Source organism: Caballeronia sp. GACF4 (genome assembly GCF_023631025.1).
Classification (GTDB): Bacteria; Pseudomonadota; Gammaproteobacteria; order Burkholderiales; family Burkholderiaceae; genus Caballeronia.
Map to the genome: position 1 here is coordinate 298,066 of NZ_JALQDW010000007.1, position 23,795 is coordinate 321,860.

The window sequence follows — 23,795 nt, forward strand, 5'->3', positions numbered from 1 at the left end:
AAACGTCGCAGTGAGGCGAGACATGCGGCACGCCAGCGGAGCTTTCGGGTCTGCGGCCGTGCCAGCGCGGTCAGGCAAGGGTCGAGGTCGGCGAAGAAGCATCGCGCGAAATTACGCGAGGCCGCCCTCCTGCATTGCCGCCGTCGGAGGAGAAGGCTCTGTTCGAAGAGCGCAGCGGGTTTGGCGCGTCTAATTTGAGACGCGAAACCCCCGGCGCCGCCGTTTTTCCTCGACGCGTTTTACCGCGCAGCGCACCGTATCGGCGCGCCTCCCAGTTGTCGCAAGGTGCCCCACGGCCCGGCCCGCTCATGCGCCCGTGCCCGCTTTCGGCAATTCTCCCGCCAGAAGTCCCGCTCCAGCGTGCTTTGTGACAACACACAAAAAGCGCGGCACGCTCGCCCTCCCGCTTCGCCCGCCGATGTTCGACCACGGGTTCGAACTCCGCGCCGATTCGCAAGATGAGGGACGGCAGAGCCGCTCTGGAGCCGTTCAATGAAACGCATGCTGTTTAATGCGACGCAGCAGGAAGAACTCCGCGTCGCCATCGTCGATGGGCAGAAGCTCATCGATATCGACATCGAAACCGCCGGGCGCGAACAGCGCAAAGGCAACATCTACAAGGGAGTCGTCACCCGCATCGAGCCGTCGCTCGAAGCCTGTTTCGTCAACTACGGCGAGGACCGCCACGGTTTTCTGCCGTTCAAGGAAGTAGCCCGCCAATATTTTCGCGACGGCATCGAGATGCGCTCCGCGCGCATTCAGGACGCGCTGCGCGAAGGCCAAGAACTGATCGTTCAGGTCGAAAAGGAAGAGCGCGGCAACAAGGGCGCGGCGCTGACCACGTTCATTTCGCTCGCCGGACGCTATCTCGTCCTGATGCCGAACAACCCGCGCGGCGGCGGCGTGTCGCGCCGGATCGAAGGCGACGAGCGGCAGGAACTGCGCGAAACCATGGCGCAGCTCGAACTGCCGGAAGGCATGAGCATCATCGCGCGCACGGCGGGAATCGGACGCTCGGCCGAAGAACTCCAGTGGGACCTGAATTACCTGATGCAACTGTGGCGCGCGATCGAAGCCGCGTCGCAGAGCGGCGTCGCCGGCCAGCCCATGCTGATTTATCTCGAATCGAGCCTCGTCATTCGCGCGATTCGCGACTATTTCCAGCCGGATATCGGCGAAATTCTCATCGACACGACCGAAATCCATGATCAGGCGCGCGCCTTCATGGACATCGTGATGCCCGACAACCTGCAAAAGGTGAAGCGCTATCACGACGACGTGCCGCTGTTCTCGCGTTTCCAGATCGAGCATCAGATTGAAACCGCGTACTCGCGCACGGTGCCGCTGCCTTCGGGCGGCGCGATCGTGATCGATCACACCGAGGCGCTCGTCGCCATCGACGTGAACTCGGCGCGCGCAACCAAGGGCGCCGACATCGAGGAAACCGCCACGCGCACCAATCTGGAAGCCGCCGACGAAGTCGCGCGCCAGTTGCGTCTGCGCGATCTGGGCGGGCTGATCGTGATCGACTTCATCGACATGGAGTCGGCAAAAAGCCAGCGCGAGGTCGAACAGCGCCTGAAAGACGCGCTCAAGCACGACCGTGCGCGCGTACAAATGGGCAAGATTTCGCGCTTCGGGTTGATGGAACTGTCGCGTCAGCGGCTGCGTCCGGCACTCTCCGAAGGCAGCCACGTCACCTGCCCGCGTTGTAACGGCACGGGCCATATCCGCGATACCGAGTCGTCCGCGCTGCAAGTGCTGCGGATCATTCAGGAAGAAGCGATGAAGGAAAACACCGCGGCGATTCATTGCCAGGTGCCGGTCGAAGTGACCGCCTTCCTGTTGAACGAAAAGCGCTCGGAAATCAACAAGATTGAGTCGCGCTTCAAGGTCAACGTCGTTCTGATTCCGAACAAGCATCTGGAGACGCCGCATTACAAGCTGGAGCGTCTGCGTCACGACGATGCCCGTCTCGACGAACCGCGCGCCTCGTGGAAGATGGCAGTGGAAGCGGCAACCGAGATGGAATCGGAAACCGGCTACAGCAAACGCACCGAGGAAGTAAAGCCGAAGCAGGAAGCGGCGGTCAAGGGCATCACGCCCGAGAAGCCCGCGCCGAGCGCGCCGGTCAAACCGGCGCCGGTCGAGGCCGCGCCCGTTGCAGCGACGCCGGAGCCGGCGAGCGGCGGGTTCATCGCGTGGATCAAGAACCTGTTCGGCATTCAGCCTGAAGTCAAACCGGCGCCCGCGCCGGTCGAAGCGCAACCCGCCACGCGCGCGCCACGCGAGCGCCCGGAGCGCGGCGAACGCACGGGCGGCGGCGATCGCAACCGTAATCGCCGTGGCGGTGCGAATCGCGATGGCGCGGCCGTGGGCGCCGCTGCCGGCGCAAACGGCGTGAATGGCGCGGTTGGCGGCGGCAATGGCACGGGCCGTCAAGGCGCACGCCGTGAAGACCGCGAGGCGCGTCCGGGTCGCGAAGGCCGTGAATTGCGCGAAGTTCGTGAGCCGCGTGAAGCACGCGAAGGACGTGAAGGACGCGAGCCGCGCGAGCCGCGTGAGGCACGTGAGCCGCGCGAACGCAATCAGGACCGAAACGCCGAACGCGCACCGCGCGCCGAGGCTGCGGAGCGTCCGGAACGACGCGAGCGTGCGGATCGCGGCGAGCGTGGTGAACGTGGCGATCGTCCGGAACGCACCGAGCGTCCGGAACGTGGCGAGCGTCGCAAGCCGCAAGCCGAAACCGCCGTCGAAGCACTGACGCCAAGCGAAGCGGTGCCGTCGGAGATCGTCGAAACGGCGCAAACCGACGACGACTTCGCGCAGCAAAACGGTCTCGACGCGGTGTCGGCGGAACAAGCCGCGCGTGATGGCGAAGAGCGTCGTCGCCGCCGTCGCGGTCGTCGTGGCGGTCGTCGCGAACGTGAAGATGACGGCACGACGGTGAATCACGCCGCCGATGTCGCCGAAGCGGAAGGCGCAGCCGAAAGCATGTCGGCGCAAGCTGGCGTGTTCGATGCCGAAGCCGCGCAAGAAGCCGCCGCGCGTCGCGAACCGCGTCCGGCCGTTGCCGCGCCGCAGCCTGTCGCCGAACGCAGCGTGGAGAAGGCGCCCGAGCAAGCCGTCGCTGCACCGGTGCAAGCGCCTGTGCGCGTCGAGCAGCCGTCGCAGACCGAGGCTATCGAAGCGAACGCGCAGTTGAAGGCGACGACGCCCGAACCGGCGCCGGAGTTTTTCGCGAAGCCGGACGCGTCGCTCGCGGTCGATAACCCGTTCGGCCCGACGCCGAAACTCGCGGAAACGAAGCCCGCCGATCCTTTCGCGCCTGCCACGTCTGCTGCTCCCGCAGCCGTGGAAGAAGCGAAGCCTGTCGAAGTGGCCGCGCCTGTCGAAACCGCGAAGCCAGTCGAAACGGCCAAGCCGGCCGAAGCTCCGGCTGAGGCAATCGCGGAAACGCCGTCCGCCGAAGCCGCGCCGGTACGGGCCGAACCCGCCGAACCCGTCAAGGTCGCCGCGGTTGCAGCGACGCCTGAGGCGACTTCGGTTCCGCCCGTGCAGGTCCAGGCCGTGGAAACGGTGACGACTGAAAGCGTGATCGAAACGGCAGTGGCTTCGCAGCCCGTCGCAGTGGAAGCAGAGCCGGTGAAAGCCGCCGCGCCCGCGGCTGCACCGGCCGCGACGCCGGTATCGACGGAAGCGTTGCAGCCGATGCTCGAATCCGCCGGCCTCGTCTGGGTCAACACGGACGCCAGCAAGCTGCGCGACGCCAACGCCGCAGCCGAGCGCGAAGCCGCGCCGGCACGCGTGCCGCGCGAGCGCAAGCCGCTGCCGCCTGTGAGCGCCGCGCCGATGCAGCAAGTGGAAACCGGCAAAGACGCGCAGTAAGCGTAGTGCCGCCGCCGGGCGTTCCACGGAACGCCCGGTTGCGCAGGAAAAACGCCATCGGCTAACGTCGATGGCGTTTTTTTTTGACGCCTAGGTATGGAAAGCCTGTACCAAAGGGTAAGACGACTGGTTCGCCGCGTTCCGCTAAAATGACTGCGTGCTTCTACTATTCGAACAAGCCTCCGAGCCGAGCAAGACCGCCGCCATGTCCCGACGCATCATCCCCTTAGCCGATGTCAGCGCCATTCCGGATTTTTCCGGCGCGGTGGCATTGCCATCCGGGTTGCTGACGGACACGCTCGCGCGTCCGCTGCGCGATCTGCGCATCTCGGTCACGGATCGCTGCAACTTCCGCTGCGTCTACTGCATGCCGCGCGACGTGTTCGACAAGGACTACCCGTTTCTGCCGCATTCCGCCCTGCTCTCGTTCGAGGAAATCGAGCGGCTGGCGCGCGTCTTCGTGGCCCACGGCGTCGAAAAAATCCGTTTGACGGGCGGTGAGCCGCTACTGCGCAAGAACATCGAATTTCTGATCGAACGACTCGCGCTTCTGCGCACGCCCGAAGGCCGTCCGCTCGATCTCACGCTGACCACCAACGGATCGCTGCTCGCGCGCAAGGCACGTTCGCTCAAGGATGCGGGGCTGTCGCGCGTCACGGTCAGTCTGGATGCGCTCGACGACACGCTTTTTCGCCGCATGAACGACGCCGATTTCGCCGTGGCCGACGTGCTCGACGGCATCGAAGCCGCGCAGTCGGCGGGCCTTTTGCCGATCAAGGTCAACATGGTCGTCAAGCGTGGCACGAACGATCAGGAAGTCGTGCCGATGGCGCGTCACTTCAAGGGCAGCGGCGTGGTGCTGCGCTTCATCGAATACATGGATGTCGGTGCGTCGAACGGCTGGAACATGAGCGAGGTGTTGCCGTCCGCGCAAGTCGTCGAGCGGATCGCCGAGCACTTCGCGCTCGCGCCGCTCGAAGCGCATACGGCCGCCGAAACCGCGCAACGCTGGGGCTATCTCGACGGCAGCGGAGAGATCGGCGTGATTTCGAGCGTCACGCGCGCGTTCTGCGGCACTTGCACGCGCGCGCGGCTCTCGACCGAAGGCAAGCTGTACCTCTGCCTTTTCGCCACGTCCGGCCACGATCTGCGCGCGCTCATTCGCGGCGGCGCGAGCGATGCCGACGTCGCCAACGCCGTTGCGCACATCTGGCACGCGCGCGGCGATCGCTATTCGCAATTGCGCGGCAGCGCGGCGGGAAACGCGCGCCGTGAAGCGCCGCGCGTCGAGATGTCGTACATCGGCGGTTGATGGCCGTGGCTCCGGAAAATCAGACTACCGGACTCGTGCTCGCGGGCGGGCGCGGCTCGCGCATGGGCGGCGTCGACAAGGGACTACAGCTCCTGCGCGACGAACCGCTCGCGTTGCATGTGCTGCGCCGCCTCGCGCCGCAGACGGACGCCATGCTCATCAGCGCGAATCGTTCGGGCGACGACTACGCTCGGCTCGCTATGCGTTTCGATGCACGCGTCATCGCCGATTCGCTCGCCGATTATCCCGGCCCGCTTGCCGGCATCGCCACTGCATTGCGCGCGGCGCACACCGAGTTCGTGCTGACCGCGCCTTGCGACGCGCCTTTCGTCGATCCGCAACTCGGCACCACGTTGCGACGCGCGCTCGACGAACATGGCGCGGACATCGCTTATGCGGCGACCGTCGATACGGACGAAACGCGCATCGCACATCCGGTTTTCGCGCTGATTCGAACCTCGCTCGCCGACGATCTCGACGCCTGGCTTGCCGCTGGCGAACGCAAGGTCCGTGCGTGGTACGCGCGCCACAAGGCGGTGCAAGTGCCATTTCACGATCATCGCGCGTTTTACAATATCAATGATTTGCATCAGCTAGCTGAACTGGCGCGTCGTTAGCCACGCGCATTCGTTCAGGTTCAGCCGGTTCCAGCATCGCTGTCCTTCCCGACTTCGGTCGCGACCATTCCGATTCATGACCACGTCCAGGCCCTTCTCCGCTTGCGTCACTTACTACGATCCGAACGCGCTGCCGGTTGCGGCCGCGCAGGAAATCGTTCGTCAGTGGGCCATGCCGCGTGGAAATGCCGGGCGTGTCGGACGCGTAAGTCTTTATGAAGCGCTCGGCCGCGTGCTCGCCGAAGACGTGATCTCGCCCATCGATGTCCCGGCATTCGACAACTCCGCAATGGACGGCTACGCGTTCAAAAGCGCCGCGCTCAATGCCGCGCGCGATGCCGTCGAACTGAACGTCGCGGGTATCGCGCTCGCCGGACGTCCTTTCAGCGCCGAACCCAACTCGGCTCAATGCGTGCGCATCATGACGGGCGCGCTGATTCCGCCGGGCTGCGACACCGTCGTGCCGCAAGAACTCGTCACGCGCGATGACGACGTCATTCGCTTCCCATCAACCGTCGTAAGCGAAGGCCAGAACCGGCGGCTCGCTGGCGAAGACTTGGCTCGCGGCAAGGCCGCTTTGCAAGCAGGCCGTATCGTGCGGGCGTCCGACCTCGGTTTGCTCGCGTCGCTCGGAATCGCCGAAGTCGCGGTGCGGAAGCGTCTCGTCGTCGCGTTCTTTTCCACGGGCGACGAGTTGCGCTCCGTCGGCGAACCGCTTGCGCCCGGCAGCCTTTACGACAGCAACCGCTACACCCTTTTCGCGATGCTGCGCCGCCTCGACGTCGAGACGGTCGATCTGGGCATCGTGCGCGACGACCGGGCATCGTTGGAGAAGGCGTTGCGCGAAGCGGCGCAAGCAGCGGATGTCGTCATTAGTTCGGGGGGCGTCTCGGTTGGCGACGCCGATTTCACGCGCGAACTGATGAACTCGCTCGGCGACGTCGCGTTCTGGAAGATCGCCATGCGTCCCGGCCGTCCGCTCGCATTCGGCCGCTTGTGGTCGGGACCGCGCGCGGGCACGGGCGAATCGGCGCTCTTCTTCGGCTTGCCGGGGAACCCCGTTGCCGTGATGGCCACGTTCTACTTCATCGTCCGTGAAGCCTTGCTGGCCATGTCGGGCGCCGCACGCCAGCCGCTCATCGAGATTCGCGCGACCTGCGCCGAGCCGATCAAAAAGCGCGCGGGCCGCACGGAATTTCAGCGCGGCGTTGCAAGCCGCCGCGCCGACGGTCAATGGAGCGTCGTGACCACCGGGCCGCAAGGTTCAGGCGTGCTGAGTTCCATGAGCCGGGCCAATTGCTTCATCGTGCTCGAACACGATCGCGGCAATCTCGAAACGGGCGATTCCGTGGATATCGTGCCGTTCGACGGCCTCGTTTGAGCGCGCCAAAAAGTACGGCGACGCGATCACCACCATTTTTTATCGATAGACGGGTTTTTAGTCCATGAAAAAGCAGATCTCATCCATTGCACCCGGACAGACGGCCAAGGCCCTGATCCTCGTGTATCTGACTTTCAGCGTGCCGATCGTGCTGCTCGGCGTGGTGGTCGCGTTCGTGCGATACGGCTCGGTGGAAGTGAGCACGGTCACGAGCGCGCTGCTGCTCAACGCAATCCTTGGCTTCGTGCTGTTGTGGATTGCGTGCCATGCTTATAACTGGGTGGCGTCGCGTTTTGGCGGCATAGAAATCGTGTTGTCCGACGCACCGGAGGAAGCGTGAGCGGCGCGTCGATTCGCCCCGCCACGCCCGCCGATATCGGCGCGATCTACGCGCTGATGTACGAACTCGCGGAATTCGAGAAGCTCACGCATCTGTTTATCGCGACCGAAGACGGCGTGCGTGATGCGCTCTTCGGCGCGCGTCCGTCAGCCGAAGCGCTGGTCGCGGAACAGGCGGGCGAAGCGGTCGGCTATGCGCTCTTCTTCCATAACTTCTCCACGTTTCTCGGCAAGCGCGGGCTGTATCTGGAAGATCTCTACGTACGCCCGACGTTGCGCGGCAGCGGCCTCGGCACGCAGATGCTCAAGCGGCTTGCGGCACTTGCGGTCGAGCGTCAGTGCGGCCGCTTCGAATGGTCGGTGCTGGACTGGAATCAGAACGCCATCGACTTCTATGAAAAGATGGGCGCAACCGTATTGCCGGACTGGCGCATCGTGCGTATCACGGGTGAGTCGCTGGAGCGGTTGGCGTCTTAGACGCGGTTGCATCGCTGACGCGCAGGCCGCTTATCCATCTGAAGCTCGTCAAAGCTCGTCGTCCCCGTCTCGCGGCAGCGCGGCCTCGTCATCCCCGAGCAGACCGCGCGCTTCCTCACCCGGAAGTGCTTCCACATCGCGCAGGCGCTTGCCCATTTGACGCGTGCGCGTCTGCGCCGCTTCGATCGAGCGCGTGACGGTTTCGAGTTGCGACTTCGTTTTCGCGAGTACATCGCCGAACTTGTTGAACTCGGTTTTCACCGCGCCGAGCACCTGCCACACCTCGCTCGACCGCTTTTCGATAGCGAGCGTCCTGAAGCCCATTTGCAGACTGTTGAGCAGCGCCGTGAGTGTAGTCGGACCGGCCACGCTCACGCGATGCTCGCGCTGTAGATAGTCGGTCAGACCCGGACGCCGCAACACTTCGGCATACAAACCCTCGGTCGGCAGAAACAGCAACGCGAAGTCGGTCGTATGCGGCGGCGACACGTACTTCTGCGCGATGGAGCGCGCCTCCGCGCGCAAGCGTCCTTCGAGGGCACGCGCGGCCTCTTCCACACCGACGGGATCTGCGCGATCTTGCGCATCGACGAGACGCTCGTAGTCCTCGCGCGGAAACTTGGCGTCGATAGGCAGCCACACCGGCGTCGCGGCATCACCCGGCGCGCCCGGCGTGTCGTGACGGCCCGGCAATTTGACTGCAAACTCCACGCGTTCGTTGCTCTTGGGCACGGTCACGACGTTCTTCGCGTATTGATCCGGCGTGAGCAACTGTTCAAGCAACGACTCCAGCTGCACTTCGCCCCAAATGCCGCGCGTCTTGACGTTGGTCAGCACCTTCTTCAGATCGCCGACGCCCGCCGCGAGCGTCTGCATCTCGCCCAAGCCCCGATGCACTTGTTCGAGCCGGTCCGACACCAGCTTGAACGATTCGCCGAGCCGCTGCTCCAGCGTGGAATGCAGCTTTTCATCGACGGTGCGCCGCATTTCATCGAGCTTCGCCGAGTTGTTCGCCTCGATGTCCTTGAGGCGCGCTTCGAGCGTCGCGCGCACTTCGCCGAGCCGCCGTTCGTTCGCTTCCGATAGCTGGCCAAGATGCAAAGTCATGGAGTCGGCGAAGCGCTTGAGCGCGTTGCCCTGATCGTCGCGCGCCTGCTGACTCTGCTGCGCGAGTTGCTGCGCAAGCGCGTCGAACTGCGCGTTCTGCACGCTCGATGTGCTCGCCAGCTGCGTCGCGAGCGTCTGATGAAACTGTGTGAAGCCGCTTTGCGATTCCATGCGCGAGACGCGCGCGCTCTCCGCGATATCGCCACGCAAGCCGCGTTCGAGCCGCTCCTGCGCGCGCGCCTGCGCCTCGCCCATGTCGTTCACGCGGTCGGTGAGCGCGACGAATTCCTCTTGGATATCGACACGGGACGTGCGCCGCATCGTCGCAAACAGGACGACGAGCGCAACCAGAAGCGCAGTCGCCAGGAGCGCGATCGCGCCGTACAACAGTTCGATCATTTTTACAGCACGTCCGGGTTGATCGGATTCGGCGGATTGCCGGCGCGCGGTCCTTCACCCAAACCGGCGATGAGATTGTCCGCGGCGAGATTCGCCATCGCGCGGCGCGTCGACTCGGTGGCGCTCGCGATATGCGGCGTCAACGCGACGTTGTCGAGCAACAGGAAATCGGGATTGAAGTCGGGTTCGCCTTCGAACACGTCGATCCCCGCCGCCGCGATACGCTTCTCGCGCAGCGCGGCGATCAACGCCGAATCGTCGACGATTCCGCCGCGCGCGATGTTGGTAAGCGTGGCCGTCGGCTTCATCAACGCGAGTTCGGCCGCGCCGATGGTGTGATGGTTCTCCTTGGTGTAAGGCAGCACGAGCACGACGTGATCCGCGCGCTTCAACAAGTCTTCCTTCGACGCGTACTCCGCGTTGAGTTGCGACTCGATCTCCGGCGCGACGCGCGAACGGTTGTGATAGATCACGCGCATGTCGAAGCCCACCGCGCGGCGCGCCAGCGCTTGCCCGATCCGGCCCATGCCGATCACGCCGAGCGTCGAGCCGTACACGTCGGTGCCGAGGAACGAATCGAAACTCCACTTCTGCCATTTGCCCGCGCGCAGAAAGTGCTCGGATTCGGTGACGCGCCGGGCCGCTGCCATCATGAGCGCCCAGCCGAAGTCGGCGGTGGTTTCGTTCAGCACGTTGGGCGTGTTGGTGCCGAGCACCTTGTGCGCATCGAAGGCGTGCATGTCGAAGTTGTTGTAGCCGACCGCCATGTTCGCGACGACTTTCAGGTTCGGCGAGCCCGCCAGTTCCGTTTCGCCGACCATCTCGCCGGCAGTGAACGCGCCGTCCTTGTCGGCCAGACGCGCGCGAAATTCCTCCTGGCCAAGCACGTCGCCCGGATTCAGATCGACTTTGAAATACTGTTTCAGACGTTCGACCACATCGGGAAAAGTGGGACGCGCAACAAGCACCTTCTTCATCGAATTGCTCCTAGAAAAATAGCCAGCCCAAGACGGCGAATAACGGCAACAGGACGATGCCAGACCATCCCATATAACCGAAGAAGCCCGGCATGCGAATGCCGCGCGATTCGGCGATTGCCTTCACCATGAAATTCGGCGCATTGCCGATATACGTGTTCGCGCCCATGAAGACCGCGCCCGCCGAGATTGCCGCGAGTGTGGACGCGCCCGTGGTCATGAGCGTGGGAGCGTCGCCGCCCGCGAGATTGAAGAACACGAGATACGTCGGCGCGTTATCGAGGAACGAAGACAGGATGCCCGTGGCCCAGAAATAGGCGAGATCGTGCGGCTTGCCTTGGTCGGACACCGCGTGCACGATGCCCGCGAACGCGCCCGACTCGCCCGCGCGCAGAATCGTGATGACCGGCGCGATGGTGATGAAAATGGCCGCGAAAAGCTTCGCCACTTCTTCGATAGGCGCCCAGTCGAACGCGTTGCCCTCGCGCGCGCTTTTCGGCGTGAGCACGAGCGATGCGAGCAGCACGATCACCAGAGCCGCGTCGCGCACGACGTTCTGCAAATGCAGATGCGTGCCGTACACATCGAACACGACGTCCGGCTTCCAGATGCCGCTCATCAGCACCAATGCGACGACCGCCGCGAGCAGCAAAAAGTTGATCCTGCCGTCGATGTGAACTGCAATCGTCCCGACCAAGCCGGGCTGCGTTTTTTCTTCCTTGCGCCAGAAATAAGTATCCAGCGCGTAGAACAGCGCGAGGAGAACGACGGAGACGAGGAGCATCGGCAGAAAGAGATGCGTGGTCGTCCAGAAGAAACCGACGCCGTTCAGAAAGCCGAGGAACAAAGGTGGATCGCCGAGCGGCGACAACGAGCCGCCCACGTTCGCCACGAGAAAGATGAAGAACACGACCACATGCACGACATGCCTGCGGTTTTCGTTGGCGCGCAAGAGCGGGCGGATCAGCAGCATGGCCGCGCCGGTCGTGCCCATGAGGCTTGCCAGCACGGTTCCCAGCGCGAGCAACGAGGCATTCAGACGCGGCGAGCCGCGAAGATCGCCGTGCACGCAAATGCCGCCCGCGACCGTGTACAAGGAAGCCAGCAAAACGATGAACGGTATGTACTCTTCGAGCATCGCGTGAACGAATACGCCGAGCGCCGTGCCGCCGCCGAACGCAGCCGCGAAGGGTACGAGAAACGCGAGCGCCCAGAGCAACGCGATCTTGCCGAAGTGGTGATGCCAGAGCTTCGCCGCGACGAGCGGAAACACCGCGATGGAAAGCAGCATGCCGAAGAACGGAACGCCCCACGCCGCCGACAAGCTCGCGCCATCGACCGTGGCCGCCGACGCGTTCGACATCGCGCCGAGCAATGCCATGCAGCCGAGGAGAAGAGACCGCACTGCGCTCACGCTTCGGTCACGACGATTACATGCACGCGATACGGCCCATGCGCGCCCAGCACGATGGTCTGCTCGATATCGCCGGTGCGCGACGGCCCGGAAACGAAGTTCACCGCACGCGGCAGTTCGCCCCGTTCCGCGCGAATCAGTGCGAAGGCGTCTTCATGCGCCGCGACGATGCGCGAAGCCGGCACGACCGCGATATGCGTCTGCGGCAAGAGCGCGCCGGACGCGGGCGTATCCGGGCCGGACAGCAACACGAGCGACCCGGTTTCCGCCGTCGCGCAAAAGCAGCCCGTGATGCCGACGAGATCCGCGTCTTCCGGCTTGCGTAACGACGCCTGAATGCCCGCCTGGGCCCACGGCAACTCAGCCAACGCAGGCCATGCGACGGCATCGGTGGCAAGGTTCAACGAGCGGAGGTAGCGCGCGGCTTCGGCGGGAGCATCGCCGAGCGCGGCGACTTCGGCGACGGTCGTCGAGAGCCGTTCGGCTTCGAGCCGGAACCGCGCGATGAGCGCGTCGCGGGTGTCGGGCAACGGCGGGCGCGGACCTTCGGGATGACGCGTCAGATAGTCGTTCGCGGTGGCACGCTCGGCTTCGGTCGGCTCACCGCGTCTGCCCTGCGCGCTGCGTATGCGCGCGAGAATATTGCGGCGCGCCGCCGATGTGTCCATGGTGCCGTCCTTACGAGTGCGAGAGTGTTCCGGATGCGTGCGCGCCACGAGTCCTGGCGGCACGATGGAATTATATCGAGCGGTCTTGAGCGCGCGAACCTCGGCCGAAAGGCATAGGCCGCGCGCGGGAACAAAGCACGAACCAAGCGTCAGTCGGTCTCGCCCGCTTGCTTCTCGATGCCGAACACTTGCCTCAGATAAGCAAGATATGCCTTGTCGTCGCACATGTTCTTGCCGGGGGAATCGGAGAGTTTCGCCACCGGCTGACCATTGCAGCGAACCATCTTGATGACGATCTGCAATGGCTGATAGCCCAGGTCATTCGTGAGATTCGTGCCGACGCCGAACGCGAGCTGACAGCGCCCGCGGAAACGCTCATACAGTTGCAGCACCTTCGGAATATCCAGCGCGTCCGAGAACACGAGCACCTTGGTGCGCGGATCGCAGCGGTTTTCCTCGTAATGCCGGATGAGGCGTTCGCCCCAGTCGAAGGGATCGCCGGAATCGTGACGCGCGCCGTCGAAGAGCTTGCAGAAGTACATGTCGAAGTCGCGCAGGAACGCCTTCATGCCGTAGACATCCGACAGCGCGATACCCAGGTCGCCGCGATATTCCTTCGCCCACATCTCGAAGCCGAAGATCTGCGAGTCGCGCAGACGCGGGCCGAGTGCCTGACACGCTTGCAGGTATTCATGCGCCATGGTGCCGAGCGGACGCAAACCATGCTTCATCGCGTAGAACACGTTGCTCGTGCCCGCGAACTGTTCGCCGAGCCGCTCCTTGAGCGTTAGCACGACTTCCTCGTGCCATTGGCCCGAAAAGCGGCGGCGCGTGCCGTAATCGGCAATCTTGCAGTCCGAATATTCGGGCGGTGTGGCGAGCAGTTTGATCTTGTCGCGCAGACGTTCGCGCCCGGTTTCGTACTCGGGCTTTTTCTGCGTATTGCGGAAATACACTTCGTTGACAATGGCCAGCACCGGAATCTCGAAGAGAATGGTGTGCAGCCAAGGCCCTTCTATTTCGATGTCGATCTCGCCGTTGCCCTTCTTCGACGGCGCGATGCGAATGGACTTCTCGTTCAGATGAAAGAGCGCGAGAAAGTCGATGAAGTCGCTCTTGATGAAGCGCATTCGCCGCAGATAGTCGAGCTCTTCTTCCTTGAAGCGCAGGTTGCAGAGTTGACGCACCTCGTCCCGAATCTCGTCGATGAACGGCACCAGATCCACTTCCGGCGTGCGGCAGCGAAAGCGATACTCGACGTGCGCCGCCGGGAAATGATGCAAGACCACCTGCATCATGGTGAATTTGTAGAGATCGGTATCGAGCAGCGAATTGATGATCATGGTTCTGGCTTGTACATCGATGCAAGGATGCCCGCGCGCTGTATCGGCCGCTACCGACCGCTATTGACGAGACGCGCCGCGCGCTATCCGTTCATGTTACCCGAATGCGTGCACGGCATCCTGCGCCCCGGCCCTTTTAGGAAAGCCGCATACATTAATCACGAATCGATATAAGGCGCATGGCGCGGCGCTCGCGTCGCCTTTTACCGTTACGCTACAATATGCGTTTTGGCGAGCGAGCCGCGCACGGCCCTGTGCCGCTGCCCATATGGTCATCTAAAAACGCCGCCCTCCCCCGAATTGCGCATGCAGGAGCCTGAATGACTCACGTTGTGACCGAAAGCTGCATCAAGTGCCGCTACACCGATTGTGTGGACGTGTGCCCGGTGGATTGCTTCCGCGAAGGTCCCAACTTTCTCGCGATCGATCCGGACGAATGCATCGACTGCGCCGTGTGCGTGGCCGAATGCCCGGTGAATGCAATCTATGCCGAAGAAGACGTTCCCGGCGACCAGCAGCACTTCACCGAACTGAACGCGGAACTCGCGCGCAACTGGCCGAGCATCACGAAGACCAAGGCGCCGCTGCCGGAAGCCGACGAATTCAAGGACGTGAAGGAAAAGCTGGATCTGCTGGAGCGCTAAGCGGCTGTATTTGCCGCCGTGTCATTTGTCGGACGCGCAGGATCAATCAATTTCGATGCAAAAAACCGTTATTGAATGAAGATTGAGCGTTGACAGCGCAGAAAGCGCTCCCTATAATTTCGTTTCTCTGCAGTAGATGTTCCCCGATAGCTCAGTTGGTAGAGCGCCGGACTGTTAATCCGTAGGTCCCTGGTTCGAGCCCAGGTCGGGGAGCCACTCAGTATCGAGCAGGTTCCAGACAGAATCAAAGGAAAACCCAGCCGAGTTGTGAGCTGGGTTTTTTGTCTCATCAGAGACTCGTTTCAAGCGTAGTAGCTGTTCCCCGATAGCTCAGTCGGTAGAGCGCCGGACTGTTAATCCGTAGGTCCCTGGTTCGAGCCCAGGTCGGGGAGCCACCCAGTTTCATTCAAAAAGCCCAGTCATTCGACTGGGCTTTTTTTGTTTGCGCAAATAGCAGTAGCGCTCTTCTAAGCATCTAAGCAGCAAGCCAGACAACCGTCAGCGATCGCACGCCCTGTGCGCCGCGAATCAGCACGCCCTCGATATCCGCCGTGGCCGAAGGCCCCGTCACCAGCACCGCATAACGGGCCGACTGAAAATCGGGTCGTCGATAAACCTGCTGCAAGCCTTCGACGAGCTGCGAAGGATCGAGCAGCACGACGAGATGCTGCACGATATAGCCGATTGAATTGACGACGTACTCCTTTTCGCTGAACCACACGGAGCCAGTCTCCGCCACGCCGAAGCGCCCTCTCACGACGCCCACATCGACATCCTGAAGCGACGACGGAACGGTATCGACCGTAATCGGCCGCGTGCCTTCGATTCCCGCCACCGCCGACGCCACCGCTGCGCCATCGCCGAAACGTTGCGCGATCATCGCGCCGACTTCGTCCAGGCTCTGCGCTTCCACGCATGTTCCACCCATGGCGATAAGCGCGGTTTCGAAGCGCGTGCGCAGATCGCCCTCGGGCGTCGCGAAGACGGGCACATCGGGAAGCGGACGCGAAGCGGGCTGCGCCGCGCGGATCTTCGACAGAAAAGCTTCGCGAGTCGTCATTTGGCGATCTTCCGGTTTTTCTTGTACCACTCGTGGAAGGTGTCGGCGGGCACTTCGGGCAAGTCACGCTGCCGGCCCCAGATGTTGAGCGGGTTGTACAGCACGAAGTTCGGCAGCCGCTTGAGCGCGCCGCCAAGCGATGCCACCGTCGCGCGATAAAGCGTCGGACTCGCGAGCAGCCGTCCCGCCATCTTCAGCACTTCCTGTTTCACGAACGGCACTTCGTGGCGTTCGGCGATTACCTCGCGCCACTTGTAAATCTGTTCATGAATATTCACCTTTACCGGGCAGACGTTGGTGCAACTGCCGTTCATCGTCGAGGCAAACGGCAAGCTGCTATAGCGCTTGAGATCGTGCGTCGGATTGATGATCGCGCCGATCGGCCCCGAGTACGTGCCGCCGTACGATAGCCCGCCGCTTCGCCGATACACCGGACACGTATTCATGCACGCGCCGCAGCGAATGCACTTGAGCGAGAACCAGAAGTCGTCGAGCGCGAGGCGTTCGGAACGGCCGTTATCGACGAGGATGTAATGCATCTCCGTGCCCGGCCGAGGCGCGCGAAAGTGCGACGTGTACTGCGTGATCGGCGAGCCGAGCGCGCTGCGCGAAAGCATGCGTACGAACACGCCGAGATCGGCAATACGCGGAATGATCTTCTCGATGCCGATGGACGCGATATGCAGCGGCGGCACGTTCGCCGAGAGATCCGCGTTGCCTTCGTTCGTGCAGACGACGACCGTGCCGGTTTCCGCCACCGCGAAATTGCAGCCCGTCATGCCGGCCGTCTTCTCGCGCACGAAGTACGGCCGCGTGTCCATGCGCTGGCTTTCGGCGAGATAGTGGATGTCGCTGTTGTCCGGATCGGTGCCGATCGTGCGTCCAAAAAGCTCGGCCACATCCGCGCGCAGCTTGTGCACGGCTGGTACGACCATATGGCTCGGGTCCTGGTGATCCAACTGCTGAATGCGTTCGCCAAGATCGGTTTCCATCACCGTGATGCCACGCGGTTCGAGATAGTCGCGCATGTAGCATTCGTCGGTGAGCATGGATTTGCTCTTGACGAGCGTAGTCATGCCGCGTTCGCTCATCAGCTTGTGGACGAGCGCGTTGTGCTCTTCCGCGTTGGCCGCGAAGTGCACCACGACGCCGTTCTTCTCCGCCTGATCCGCGAACTGCGCGAGGTATTCGGAGAGATTGGACAGCGTATGTTCCTTGATGCCCGACGCGAGATTGCGCATCTCCTCCCATTCGGGAATACCGTGCGCCTGCGCGTCGCGCTTGCTGCGCAAGTCCCACAGCCGCTTGTCGTGGAACGCGACGTGATCCGACTTCTGCAGAAACGCGCCCGCCGCCTTCGCGTGATCGATTCTCACCGACTTGCCCGAGGTCTTGCTCATGCGCGCGCTCCGTTGAGAACCTGCGCGATATGGATGAAACGCGCATCGAGTTTGAGACGCTCGGCGCATCCCTGCTGATGCATGAGACACGACATGTCGCCCGACACGATGTACTGCGCGCCCGCGCCGACGTGATCGCGTACTTTGTCCTGACCCATGCGCACGGACACGGCTTCCTCGGTCACGGAGAACGTGCCGCCGAAGCCGCAGCATTCGTCGGGTCGCGCGGGCGTGACGAATTCGATGCCCTTCACGCCTTCGAGCAGCGCGCGCGGCTTGGAAAACGGCGCCGCCGCCACTTCCGAATTCGAGGTTTCGCGCAAGTGCCGCACCGCGCTGCAACTGTTGTGCAGCCCGACGCGATGCGGGAATTCGGCCCACGGAAACTCGCGCACCTGCAAGACGTCGTGCAGGAATTCGACGAGCTCGTAGGTGTTTTTTCTGACCTTCGATACCGCGCTCGTCTGTTCGATGGCCGTGAAGTGCTCGCGCACGTGATGCACGCAACTCGCCGACGGTCCGACGACGTAGTCGTAATCCGCGAAGTTACGCGCAAACACGCGCTCGGCGCCTGCGGCTTCCTTGTGAGCGCCGCTATTGGCCATCGGCTGGCCGCAGCAGGTTTGATCCTGCGGGTAATCGACATCGAGTCCGAGGCGTTCGAGCAGTTCCAGCGTGGCGACGCCGATCTGCGGGTAGAAGGCGTCGATGAAACAGGGCACAAACAGGGCGACTTTCATGGGATCCGAAACGGCGACTTGAGGATTGGGGGCCGGATTTTGGTAAGCTTGGTCTGACCAAGACTTTAAAGAGATGGCCCTTTCGTGTCAAACTCCGAAAGTCCCGATTTACCTCCACTGCTCGAACGATGCCTTTTCAGCCCGTCCACTCGCATTCCTACGCCCGCGTGCGCTTGTCGGACGTGGTGTCGGGGCAGATACGCGAGTTGATCTCGAACGGCACGCTCCTGCCTGGCCAGCGCCTCCCCGCCGAGCGCGATCTGGCGGAACAACTCAACGTTTCGCGGCCGTCGCTGCGCGAGGCGCTTATTCGGCTGGAGTCGGACGGCTTCATCCGCGCGGTGGCGCGCGGCGGCTTCGTCGTGTCGGATGTGACGGCGCCGCTCGTGTCGCATCCACTCGCCGCACTCCTCGAACAGCAACCCAACGCCAGCGCCGATGTCCTCGAATTGCGTCATGGCCTCGAAACGCTGTCCGCTGCCTACGCCGCCGAGCGCGCCTCCGAGGCGGATCTGACGCGCATCGCCGATGCATTCCAGGCGCTCGAAGCCGCGGTGGCCGACAAGAGCACGCGCATCGCCGAAAAAGACGCCGCGTTTCATCTGGCTATCGCCGACGCCACGCACAACGTCGCGCTGGCGCACGTCATGCACGGTCTCAACGAATTGGTGCGCGAGTCCATGCTGACATCGCACCGTCTGGTCGATTACGACGATGAAGTCGAAGCGAACTTGCTCGCCCAGCATCGCGCCATGTTCGATGCCATCGCCGCCCGCGACCCCGCCCGCGCCCGCGAATGCGCCGGAGCGCATCTCGATTACGTGCGCACGCTGTATCGGGATCAGCCGGCGCGCAGGATTCGCGTGATGGAATGACCAATCGTAACGTGCCGGTAAGAGAGCATAGGACTGCGCCTACACGTATTTAGGACACACACGGCTAACGCCGCGCGCGCTTCCTCGCGATACTGGAATCGTCAAAAACAACACGCGAAGGAGGACGACATGCCTTACCTACTCGGATGGCTGCTCGGTGTGCCGGTCGTGGTTCTGGTGATCCTGTATTTGATCTTCCATTGAATCGCCGATTGGCCGAATGCTTGCGGGAAAACAGCAAGGGCGTCGATACAATACGACGCCCTTTCTCTTTTTCCGAAGGATCACGATGAACCGCACTCTCCTCACCGCTACCGCTGCGGCGCTCGTTACCTTGTTCGGCGCGGCAACAGCGCAGGCCGAGGAAATCGCGAGCGTCAACACCAACTTCCGTTTCACCGGTTCCGACCGCGTGACCGTCGAAGCCTATGACGATCCGCTCGTCGCGGGCGTCACCTGCTACGTGTCGCGGGCGCGCACGGGCGGCGTGAAAGGCACGCTCGGCATCGCGGAAGATCCGACGGAATCGTCTATCGCCTGCCGTCAGGTCGGGCCGATCAAATTCACTCAGCCGCTCAAGCAGAAGACCGATGTCTTCTCCGACCGCATGTCGTTCATCTTCAAGACGCTGCACGTGGTGCGCGTGGTCGACGCCAAACGCAATACGCTCGTCTACTTGACCTACAGCGACCGCATTGCGACCGGCAGCCCGAAGAACAGCGTGACGGCGGTGCCGGTTCCCGAAGGCACGACCATTCCCGTGAAGTGAAGGAAGTGAAGCGATGCGCGCGCCCCGCCGCGCTCACAATGAAGTTGTAAACTGTACGACTTGCCGGCAGGCTGGTTGAAACCGTCACGCGAGCCACGAGCGCCGCACGATCGTACAAGCCCGATGCGTACTGCATGCCTTATCCTCCCGGCGACCGATATGACTGCCCAAGCGCTCGTATTGGCTTATAACGGAGGCACGATTTGAAAGCAGTATCCACCCCCGCGCTGCGGGAATTCGCCGCCGGCGCGCGCGACACCATTCCAATGATGGTCGGCGCCGCGCCCTTCGGCGTCATCTTCGGCACGCTCGTCACGGCGAGCCCGCTCACGCTCTGGCACGGCCAGTTGATGTCGCTCGCGGTGTTCGCGGGCTCGGCGCAGTTCATCGCCATCGGCATGATCGCGGGACACGCGAGCTTCATCGTGATCTGGGCGACGACCTTCGTCATCAACTTGCGGCACGTCCTTTATTCGGCGACGCTCGCGCCTTATGTCGCGCATCTGCCCGCGCGCTGGCGCTGGACGCTGTCGGGTCTGCTCACCGACGAAGTGTTCGCCGTCGCTTATGCGCATTACCAGAAGCGCGCGCCGGGCGAAATCGGCCCGCACTACTTCTTCGGCTCCGGCCTCTCGATGTATCTGAACTGGCAACTGTGGACGCTCGTCGGCTTGCTCTTCGGCGCCGCATTCCCAGGGCTCAAGTCGCTCGGGCTGGACTTCGCGATGGTCGCGACGTTCATCGCCATCATCGTGCCGCAACTGGTGGCCGTGCGCTTTGTCGCGGCGGCGATGGCATCGGGCGTGCTGTCGTTCGCGTGGCAGGACTGGCCATACAAGCTCGGCTTGCTTGCGGCGGTGCTGGTGGGAATCGGAGTCGGCATGGCGATCACGCTGATGGAACGACGCGAGCGTGAATCGAACGGCGATAACCGCAAGGAGCGCGCACGATGACCACATCGAACTATGTGCTGCTGATTCTCGGCATGGCGCTCGTCACGTATCTGATCCGCGCGGCCGTCTTCGTGCTGGGCGAGCGGTTGCCGTTTCCGCCCATCGTGCGCACGGCGCTCGGCTTCGTGCCGGTGACGGTGCTGACCGCGATCATCGTGCCGATGACCGTCTCGCCGCATGGCAACGGCGCGGAAATCACGTGGCGCAACCCGCAACTCGTGGCCGCCGTGGTTGCGGTGGCCGTGTGCGCGTGGACCAGGCGGCCCTTACTTACCATCGGGGTGTCGCTCGCGGTTTTCTTCGTTTGGCAGTTCGTCGTCTTGCGTTAAAGGCTTCTTCGCGCAACGGCTTTCAGAACACCCTCAAGTTCCCGGCTGTAACGCCGTTATCAGAAACGAATGGACTCCGCCGTCGAAGCGGACGCCAAAGGCATTTCCCGCCATCGGGCCATCCGAGCGCGGAACCGGGAACCAACATGCGTCAAATAACCCTATCGTTTCGCGACGAGACCATCGCTTCATTGCATCGCGACTATGAGGCGTTCATGCGCCTGTCGCTCAAGCTCGACCCGCAGTTCGTCACGCCGACGTTCGAGGACTTTCTGCGCGCCAAGCTGCTCGACAATCCGACGCCGCTGACCGAGCAGGCGGTGCAGCGCATGCTGTCGCAAGGCCAGTACGCGTGGGCCAAGCGCGCGCTCGACAAGGAATTTCCGGATGTCGTCGAGATTTTGATCCGACAGGCGGCCGAACACGGTTTCGCGTTCGCGATCCGCTCGGACTGGAACGCCGAGGATCTCGTGAAGGCATCGCGCGAATGGGCGACGGCCATCGTCACCGAGGCGAAGGGCGATGCTTCGCAAGTCGATGTGCTCGCCTCGCAGATCAAGTCAGCCGCGATGGATATCCGCGAAGTCGAGGAGAAGATGCAGACGCCCGCATGGCGCCTCGCCGATTCGCTGCGTCAGCGCACCTATGAGACGAAGATCGCGGTGGAAAACAGCGTTGGCTCGAATGCGCGCGAGAAGCTCGGTGAATTGCGCTGTCTGCTGCGGCTCGGCATTTTTTATGGGTCGATTCAGAAGCAGGAAGCGCAGCAGGTACTCGAATACATTCGCTCGCTGCGGCCGGAGTTGTTTGTCGATGAACCTTATGATGGGTTCACGCGGTTTGCCGCATGGCTACGGAGCATCTTTGCGCCGGCGCCGCGCGTGCCGAAGACTTCGCGGGCGCAGCGTTAGGCGTGGACCGGGCGCCGCTTACCGCTAATCCCACATCCCCTTCAAGCGCGCCGCGATATCGATCTTCGCCTTAGCCGCGGCCGCGAGTCCCGCCGCCGTCGGCGCGGCGGCGACCGGAACCGGCGGCCACGCGGTGGCTTCGAAGTTCTGCATCAGATGCTGCGGAATGAAGCGCGTGCGTTGCGCCCACACGTGCCGGTCGCCCAGATGCGTCTGGTTGTGCACGTAAAAGCGCTGCGGCGTGACGATATGCAGATCTTCCTTCGCGCGCGTCATCGCTACATAAAGCAGCCGCCGCTCTTCGTCGATTTCCTCGTCGCTACCCGTGCCCAGATCGGATGGAATGCAGCCGTCCACGCCGTTCAGCACGAAAACATTGCGCCATTCCTGCCCCTTCGCCGAATGGATTGTCGAGAGAATCAAATAATCTTCGTCGATGAGAGGCACGCCGGACTCGTCGCTGGTCGCATCGGGCGGATCGAGCGTGAGTTCGGTGAGAAAGCGCTCGCGCGTGGGATAGGTCGACGCGATGCTCTCCATCTGCAATACGTCGCCAATACGGATGGCCGCGTCTTCGTGATTGCGTTCGAGATGCGGCTCGTACCACCGGCGGATCATTTCGAACTCCGCCGGCCAGCCGCTCTCGCGGCCGCAGAGTTTCGCCATCAGGCCGACGAAACGCGGCCAGTCTTCGCTGGCGCGGGCGGGCGCATGGAAGGCGGCAATCGCATTCGATGAACGTTCGGCTTGCGCCACGCTGTCCAGCAGCCGCCCGGCGATGGCCGGCCCGACGCCCGGCAGCAATTGCGCCACGCGAAAGCCGGCGACACGATCGCGCGGATTTTCCGCCCAGCGCAATACGGCGAGTACGTCCTTGACATGCACGGAGTCGAGAAACTTGAGCCCGCCGAACTTCACAAACGGAATGTTCTTGCGCGTGAGTTCGATTTCGAGCGTCGCGCTGTGATGCGCCGCGCGAAACAGCACGGCCTGCGACTTGAGCTTCATGCCGCCCTCGCGCGCCTCCAGCACTTGCTCGACGATATAGCGCGCCTGATCGGCTTCATCGGCGACACTCACCACGCGCGGTTTTTGCGCCGATGCCTTGTCGGTCCAGAGGTTCTTCGTATAGCGCTCGGTGGCCATGCCGATCACCGCGTTGGACGCTTCGAGAATGGGCTGCGTCGAACGATAGTTGCGATCGAGCGTGACGGTCGCGGCGGGCGGGTCGAAGTGCCGCGGAAAATCAAGGATATTGCGCACCGTCGCGCCGCGAAACGAGTAGATGGACTGCGCATCGTCGCCGACGACGGTGAGGCCGCGGCCGTCCGGTTTCATCGCCAGAAGAATGGTGGCCTGAAGGCGGTTGGTGTCCTGATATTCGTCGACGAGCACGTGATCGAAGCGGCTCGACAGATCGGCGGCGATCGTCGGCTCGGCCGCGAGATGCGACCAGTAAAGCAAGAGGTCGTCGTAATCGAGCACGCTTTGCGTCTGTTTGGCCGCGACGTAGGCGGCGAAGAGACGCTTCAAGTCCGCCTCCCACTCGCGGCACCACGGATACGACTGATCCAGCACGTTGGCAAGCGAGGCGCCCGTGTTGACCACCCGCGAATAAATGCTGAAGCACGTGGACTTGGCGGGAAAGCGCTTCTCTTTCGACGATAACCCGAGTTCGTGGCGCACGAGGTTCATGAGATCGGCGGAGTCTTCGCGGTCGTTGATGGTGAACGACGGCGCGAGCCCGACGAGATCGGCGTAATCGCGCAGCAAACGCGCGCCAACGCTATGGAACGTGCCTGACCACGTGAGACCTTGCGCGATGGCGGCCTTGGTGCCCAGCGCGTTCATGGCGATGCGCGTGACGCGACGCGTCATCTCGACGGCGGCGCGGCGCGAGAAAGTAAGCAAAAGGATGCGATGCGGGTCGGCGCCTTTCACCAGCAGATGCGCGACGCGGTGCGCCAGCGTGTTGGTCTTGCCAGACCCCGCGCCCGCGATGACGAGAAGCGGCCCGCCGCAGCGGTTGGGTTCATCGGCGCCGAATTCGACGGCGTGGCGCTGCGCCTCGTTGAGCTTGGCGAGATAGGCGACGACCTGGGCTTCGGCTGCGTCGGCGGTGGCGGTGGCGGTTTCTTCAGGGAGCGTCAGCACGGGAAGAGGCGCAAAAAAGTGTGACGTGTACTGTATAT

21 protein-coding genes and 2 tRNA genes are annotated in these 23,795 nt (G+C 63.1%); 14 read left to right on the forward strand and 9 right to left on the reverse strand.

What is annotated here, in order from left to right:
• Positions 1 to 492 precede the first annotated feature (492 nt).
• The 6 genes from NCR40_RS09580 to NCR40_RS09605 all read left to right on the forward strand — a co-directional run bounded on the left by NCR40_RS09580 (position 493) and on the right by NCR40_RS09605 (position 8,014).
• Positions 493 to 3,888 (forward strand): Rne/Rng family ribonuclease, encoded by a 3,396-nt coding sequence (locus tag NCR40_RS09580; RefSeq protein ID WP_250509310.1) that lies wholly within the window; start codon positions 493 to 495, stop codon positions 3,886 to 3,888.
• 205 nt (positions 3,889 to 4,093) lie between these two features.
• Entirely contained in the window at positions 4,094 to 5,200 is a 1,107-nt protein-coding gene (gene moaA, locus NCR40_RS09585; protein WP_250465275.1) for a GTP 3',8-cyclase MoaA, read from the forward strand.
• On the forward strand, positions 5,200 to 5,817 hold the full coding sequence (gene mobA / locus NCR40_RS09590) for a molybdenum cofactor guanylyltransferase MobA (protein WP_250509311.1): 618 nt from the start codon (positions 5,200 to 5,202) through the stop codon (positions 5,815 to 5,817). Before moaA ends, mobA begins: the two co-directional genes overlap by 1 nt.
• A 76-nt stretch (positions 5,818 to 5,893) precedes the next feature.
• Positions 5,894 to 7,198, forward strand: a complete 1,305-nt coding sequence (moeA, locus tag NCR40_RS09595) for a molybdopterin molybdotransferase MoeA (RefSeq protein WP_250509312.1) — start codon at positions 5,894 to 5,896, stop codon at positions 7,196 to 7,198.
• A 64-nt stretch (positions 7,199 to 7,262) separates the two neighbouring features.
• Positions 7,263 to 7,538 (forward strand): hypothetical protein, encoded by a 276-nt coding sequence (locus NCR40_RS09600; protein ID WP_049655276.1) that lies wholly within the window; start codon positions 7,263 to 7,265, stop codon positions 7,536 to 7,538.
• Positions 7,535 to 8,014, forward strand: a complete 480-nt coding sequence (locus NCR40_RS09605; protein ID WP_350029294.1) for a GNAT family N-acetyltransferase — start codon at positions 7,535 to 7,537, stop codon at positions 8,012 to 8,014. The genes NCR40_RS09600 and NCR40_RS09605 overlap by 4 nt, the downstream gene beginning before the upstream one ends.
• 48 nt (positions 8,015 to 8,062) lie before the next feature.
• Here NCR40_RS09605 and NCR40_RS09610 read toward each other — a convergent pair whose 3' ends face one another.
• The 5 genes from NCR40_RS09610 to pncB all read right to left on the reverse strand — a co-directional run bounded on the left by NCR40_RS09610 (position 8,063) and on the right by pncB (position 13,922).
• Complete coding sequence (locus NCR40_RS09610) at positions 8,063 to 9,520, reverse strand: DNA recombination protein RmuC (protein ID WP_250509313.1); 1,458 nt, start codon at positions 9,518 to 9,520, stop codon at positions 8,063 to 8,065.
• A gap of 2 nt (positions 9,521 to 9,522) precedes the next feature.
• Entirely contained in the window at positions 9,523 to 10,497 is a 975-nt protein-coding gene (locus NCR40_RS09615; RefSeq protein ID WP_250509314.1) for a 2-hydroxyacid dehydrogenase, read from the reverse strand.
• Between the two features lie 10 nt (positions 10,498 to 10,507).
• The gene (locus tag NCR40_RS09620) at positions 10,508 to 11,878 is read right to left on the reverse strand and encodes a sodium:proton antiporter (RefSeq protein ID WP_250509346.1); all 1,371 of its coding nucleotides are present in this window, start codon (positions 11,876 to 11,878) and stop codon (positions 10,508 to 10,510) included.
• A 29-nt stretch (positions 11,879 to 11,907) separates the two neighbouring features.
• Complete coding sequence (locus NCR40_RS09625; protein ID WP_250509315.1) at positions 11,908 to 12,579, reverse strand: LutC/YkgG family protein; 672 nt, start codon at positions 12,577 to 12,579, stop codon at positions 11,908 to 11,910.
• 149 nt (positions 12,580 to 12,728) lie between these two features.
• Positions 12,729 to 13,922, reverse strand: a complete 1,194-nt coding sequence (gene pncB / locus NCR40_RS09630; protein ID WP_250509316.1) for a nicotinate phosphoribosyltransferase — start codon at positions 13,920 to 13,922, stop codon at positions 12,729 to 12,731.
• A gap of 320 nt (positions 13,923 to 14,242) precedes the next feature.
• On the opposite strand from pncB, the gene fdxA reads away from it, so the two are divergent.
• The 3 genes from fdxA to NCR40_RS09645 all read left to right on the forward strand — a co-directional run bounded on the left by fdxA (position 14,243) and on the right by NCR40_RS09645 (position 14,961).
• On the forward strand, positions 14,243 to 14,566 hold the full coding sequence (fdxA, locus tag NCR40_RS09635) for a ferredoxin FdxA (RefSeq protein WP_062633607.1): 324 nt from the start codon (positions 14,243 to 14,245) through the stop codon (positions 14,564 to 14,566).
• A gap of 140 nt (positions 14,567 to 14,706) precedes the next feature.
• Positions 14,707 to 14,782 (forward strand) — tRNA-Asn (locus NCR40_RS09640).
• Positions 14,783 to 14,885: 103 nt separating this feature from the next.
• Positions 14,886 to 14,961, forward strand: a tRNA-Asn gene (locus tag NCR40_RS09645).
• 80 nt (positions 14,962 to 15,041) lie between these two features.
• Here NCR40_RS09645 and NCR40_RS09650 read toward each other — a convergent pair.
• Genes NCR40_RS09650 through NCR40_RS09660 form a run of 3 tightly spaced genes read right to left on the reverse strand, consistent with a single transcriptional unit; the run spans position 15,042 to position 17,766 of the window.
• The gene (locus tag NCR40_RS09650; RefSeq protein WP_244825844.1) at positions 15,042 to 15,626 is read right to left on the reverse strand and encodes a LutC/YkgG family protein; all 585 of its coding nucleotides are present in this window, start codon (positions 15,624 to 15,626) and stop codon (positions 15,042 to 15,044) included.
• Positions 15,623 to 17,026 (reverse strand): lactate utilization protein B, encoded by a 1,404-nt coding sequence (locus tag NCR40_RS09655; protein WP_250509317.1) that lies wholly within the window; start codon positions 17,024 to 17,026, stop codon positions 15,623 to 15,625. The genes NCR40_RS09650 and NCR40_RS09655 overlap by 4 nt, the downstream gene beginning before the upstream one ends.
• Positions 17,023 to 17,766 carry a (Fe-S)-binding protein gene (locus NCR40_RS09660; RefSeq protein ID WP_244825846.1) on the reverse strand — a complete coding sequence of 248 codons (744 nt, stop codon included), beginning with the start codon at positions 17,764 to 17,766 and terminating at the stop codon, positions 17,023 to 17,025. Before NCR40_RS09660 ends, NCR40_RS09655 begins: the two co-directional genes overlap by 4 nt.
• 128 nt (positions 17,767 to 17,894) lie before the next feature.
• Between NCR40_RS09660 and NCR40_RS09665 the strand changes: the two genes are divergently transcribed.
• The 5 genes from NCR40_RS09665 (at position 17,895) to NCR40_RS09685 (ending at position 21,603) form a co-directional block, all read left to right on the forward strand.
• A complete protein-coding gene (locus NCR40_RS09665) occupies positions 17,895 to 18,641 on the forward strand; it encodes a FadR/GntR family transcriptional regulator (protein WP_244825847.1) in 747 nt (248 codons plus the stop codon).
• 289 nt (positions 18,642 to 18,930) lie between these two features.
• Positions 18,931 to 19,410, forward strand: a complete 480-nt coding sequence (locus tag NCR40_RS09670; RefSeq protein WP_250509318.1) for a CreA family protein — start codon at positions 18,931 to 18,933, stop codon at positions 19,408 to 19,410.
• A 266-nt stretch (positions 19,411 to 19,676) separates the two neighbouring features.
• Positions 19,677 to 20,363, forward strand: coding sequence for an AzlC family ABC transporter permease (locus tag NCR40_RS09675; RefSeq protein ID WP_250509347.1), 687 nt, complete (start codon positions 19,677 to 19,679; stop codon positions 20,361 to 20,363).
• The gene (locus tag NCR40_RS09680; protein ID WP_250465282.1) at positions 20,360 to 20,692 is read left to right on the forward strand and encodes an AzlD domain-containing protein; all 333 of its coding nucleotides are present in this window, start codon (positions 20,360 to 20,362) and stop codon (positions 20,690 to 20,692) included. Before NCR40_RS09675 ends, NCR40_RS09680 begins: the two co-directional genes overlap by 4 nt.
• Positions 20,693 to 20,838: 146 nt before the next feature.
• Complete coding sequence (locus NCR40_RS09685; protein WP_244825852.1) at positions 20,839 to 21,603, forward strand: DUF4088 family protein; 765 nt, start codon at positions 20,839 to 20,841, stop codon at positions 21,601 to 21,603.
• A gap of 24 nt (positions 21,604 to 21,627) precedes the next feature.
• On the opposite strand, the gene NCR40_RS09690 is transcribed toward NCR40_RS09685, so the two are convergent.
• On the reverse strand, positions 21,628 to 23,757 hold the full coding sequence (locus NCR40_RS09690) for an ATP-dependent helicase (protein ID WP_250509319.1): 2,130 nt from the start codon (positions 23,755 to 23,757) through the stop codon (positions 21,628 to 21,630).
• Positions 23,758 to 23,795: the final 38 nt, after the last annotated feature.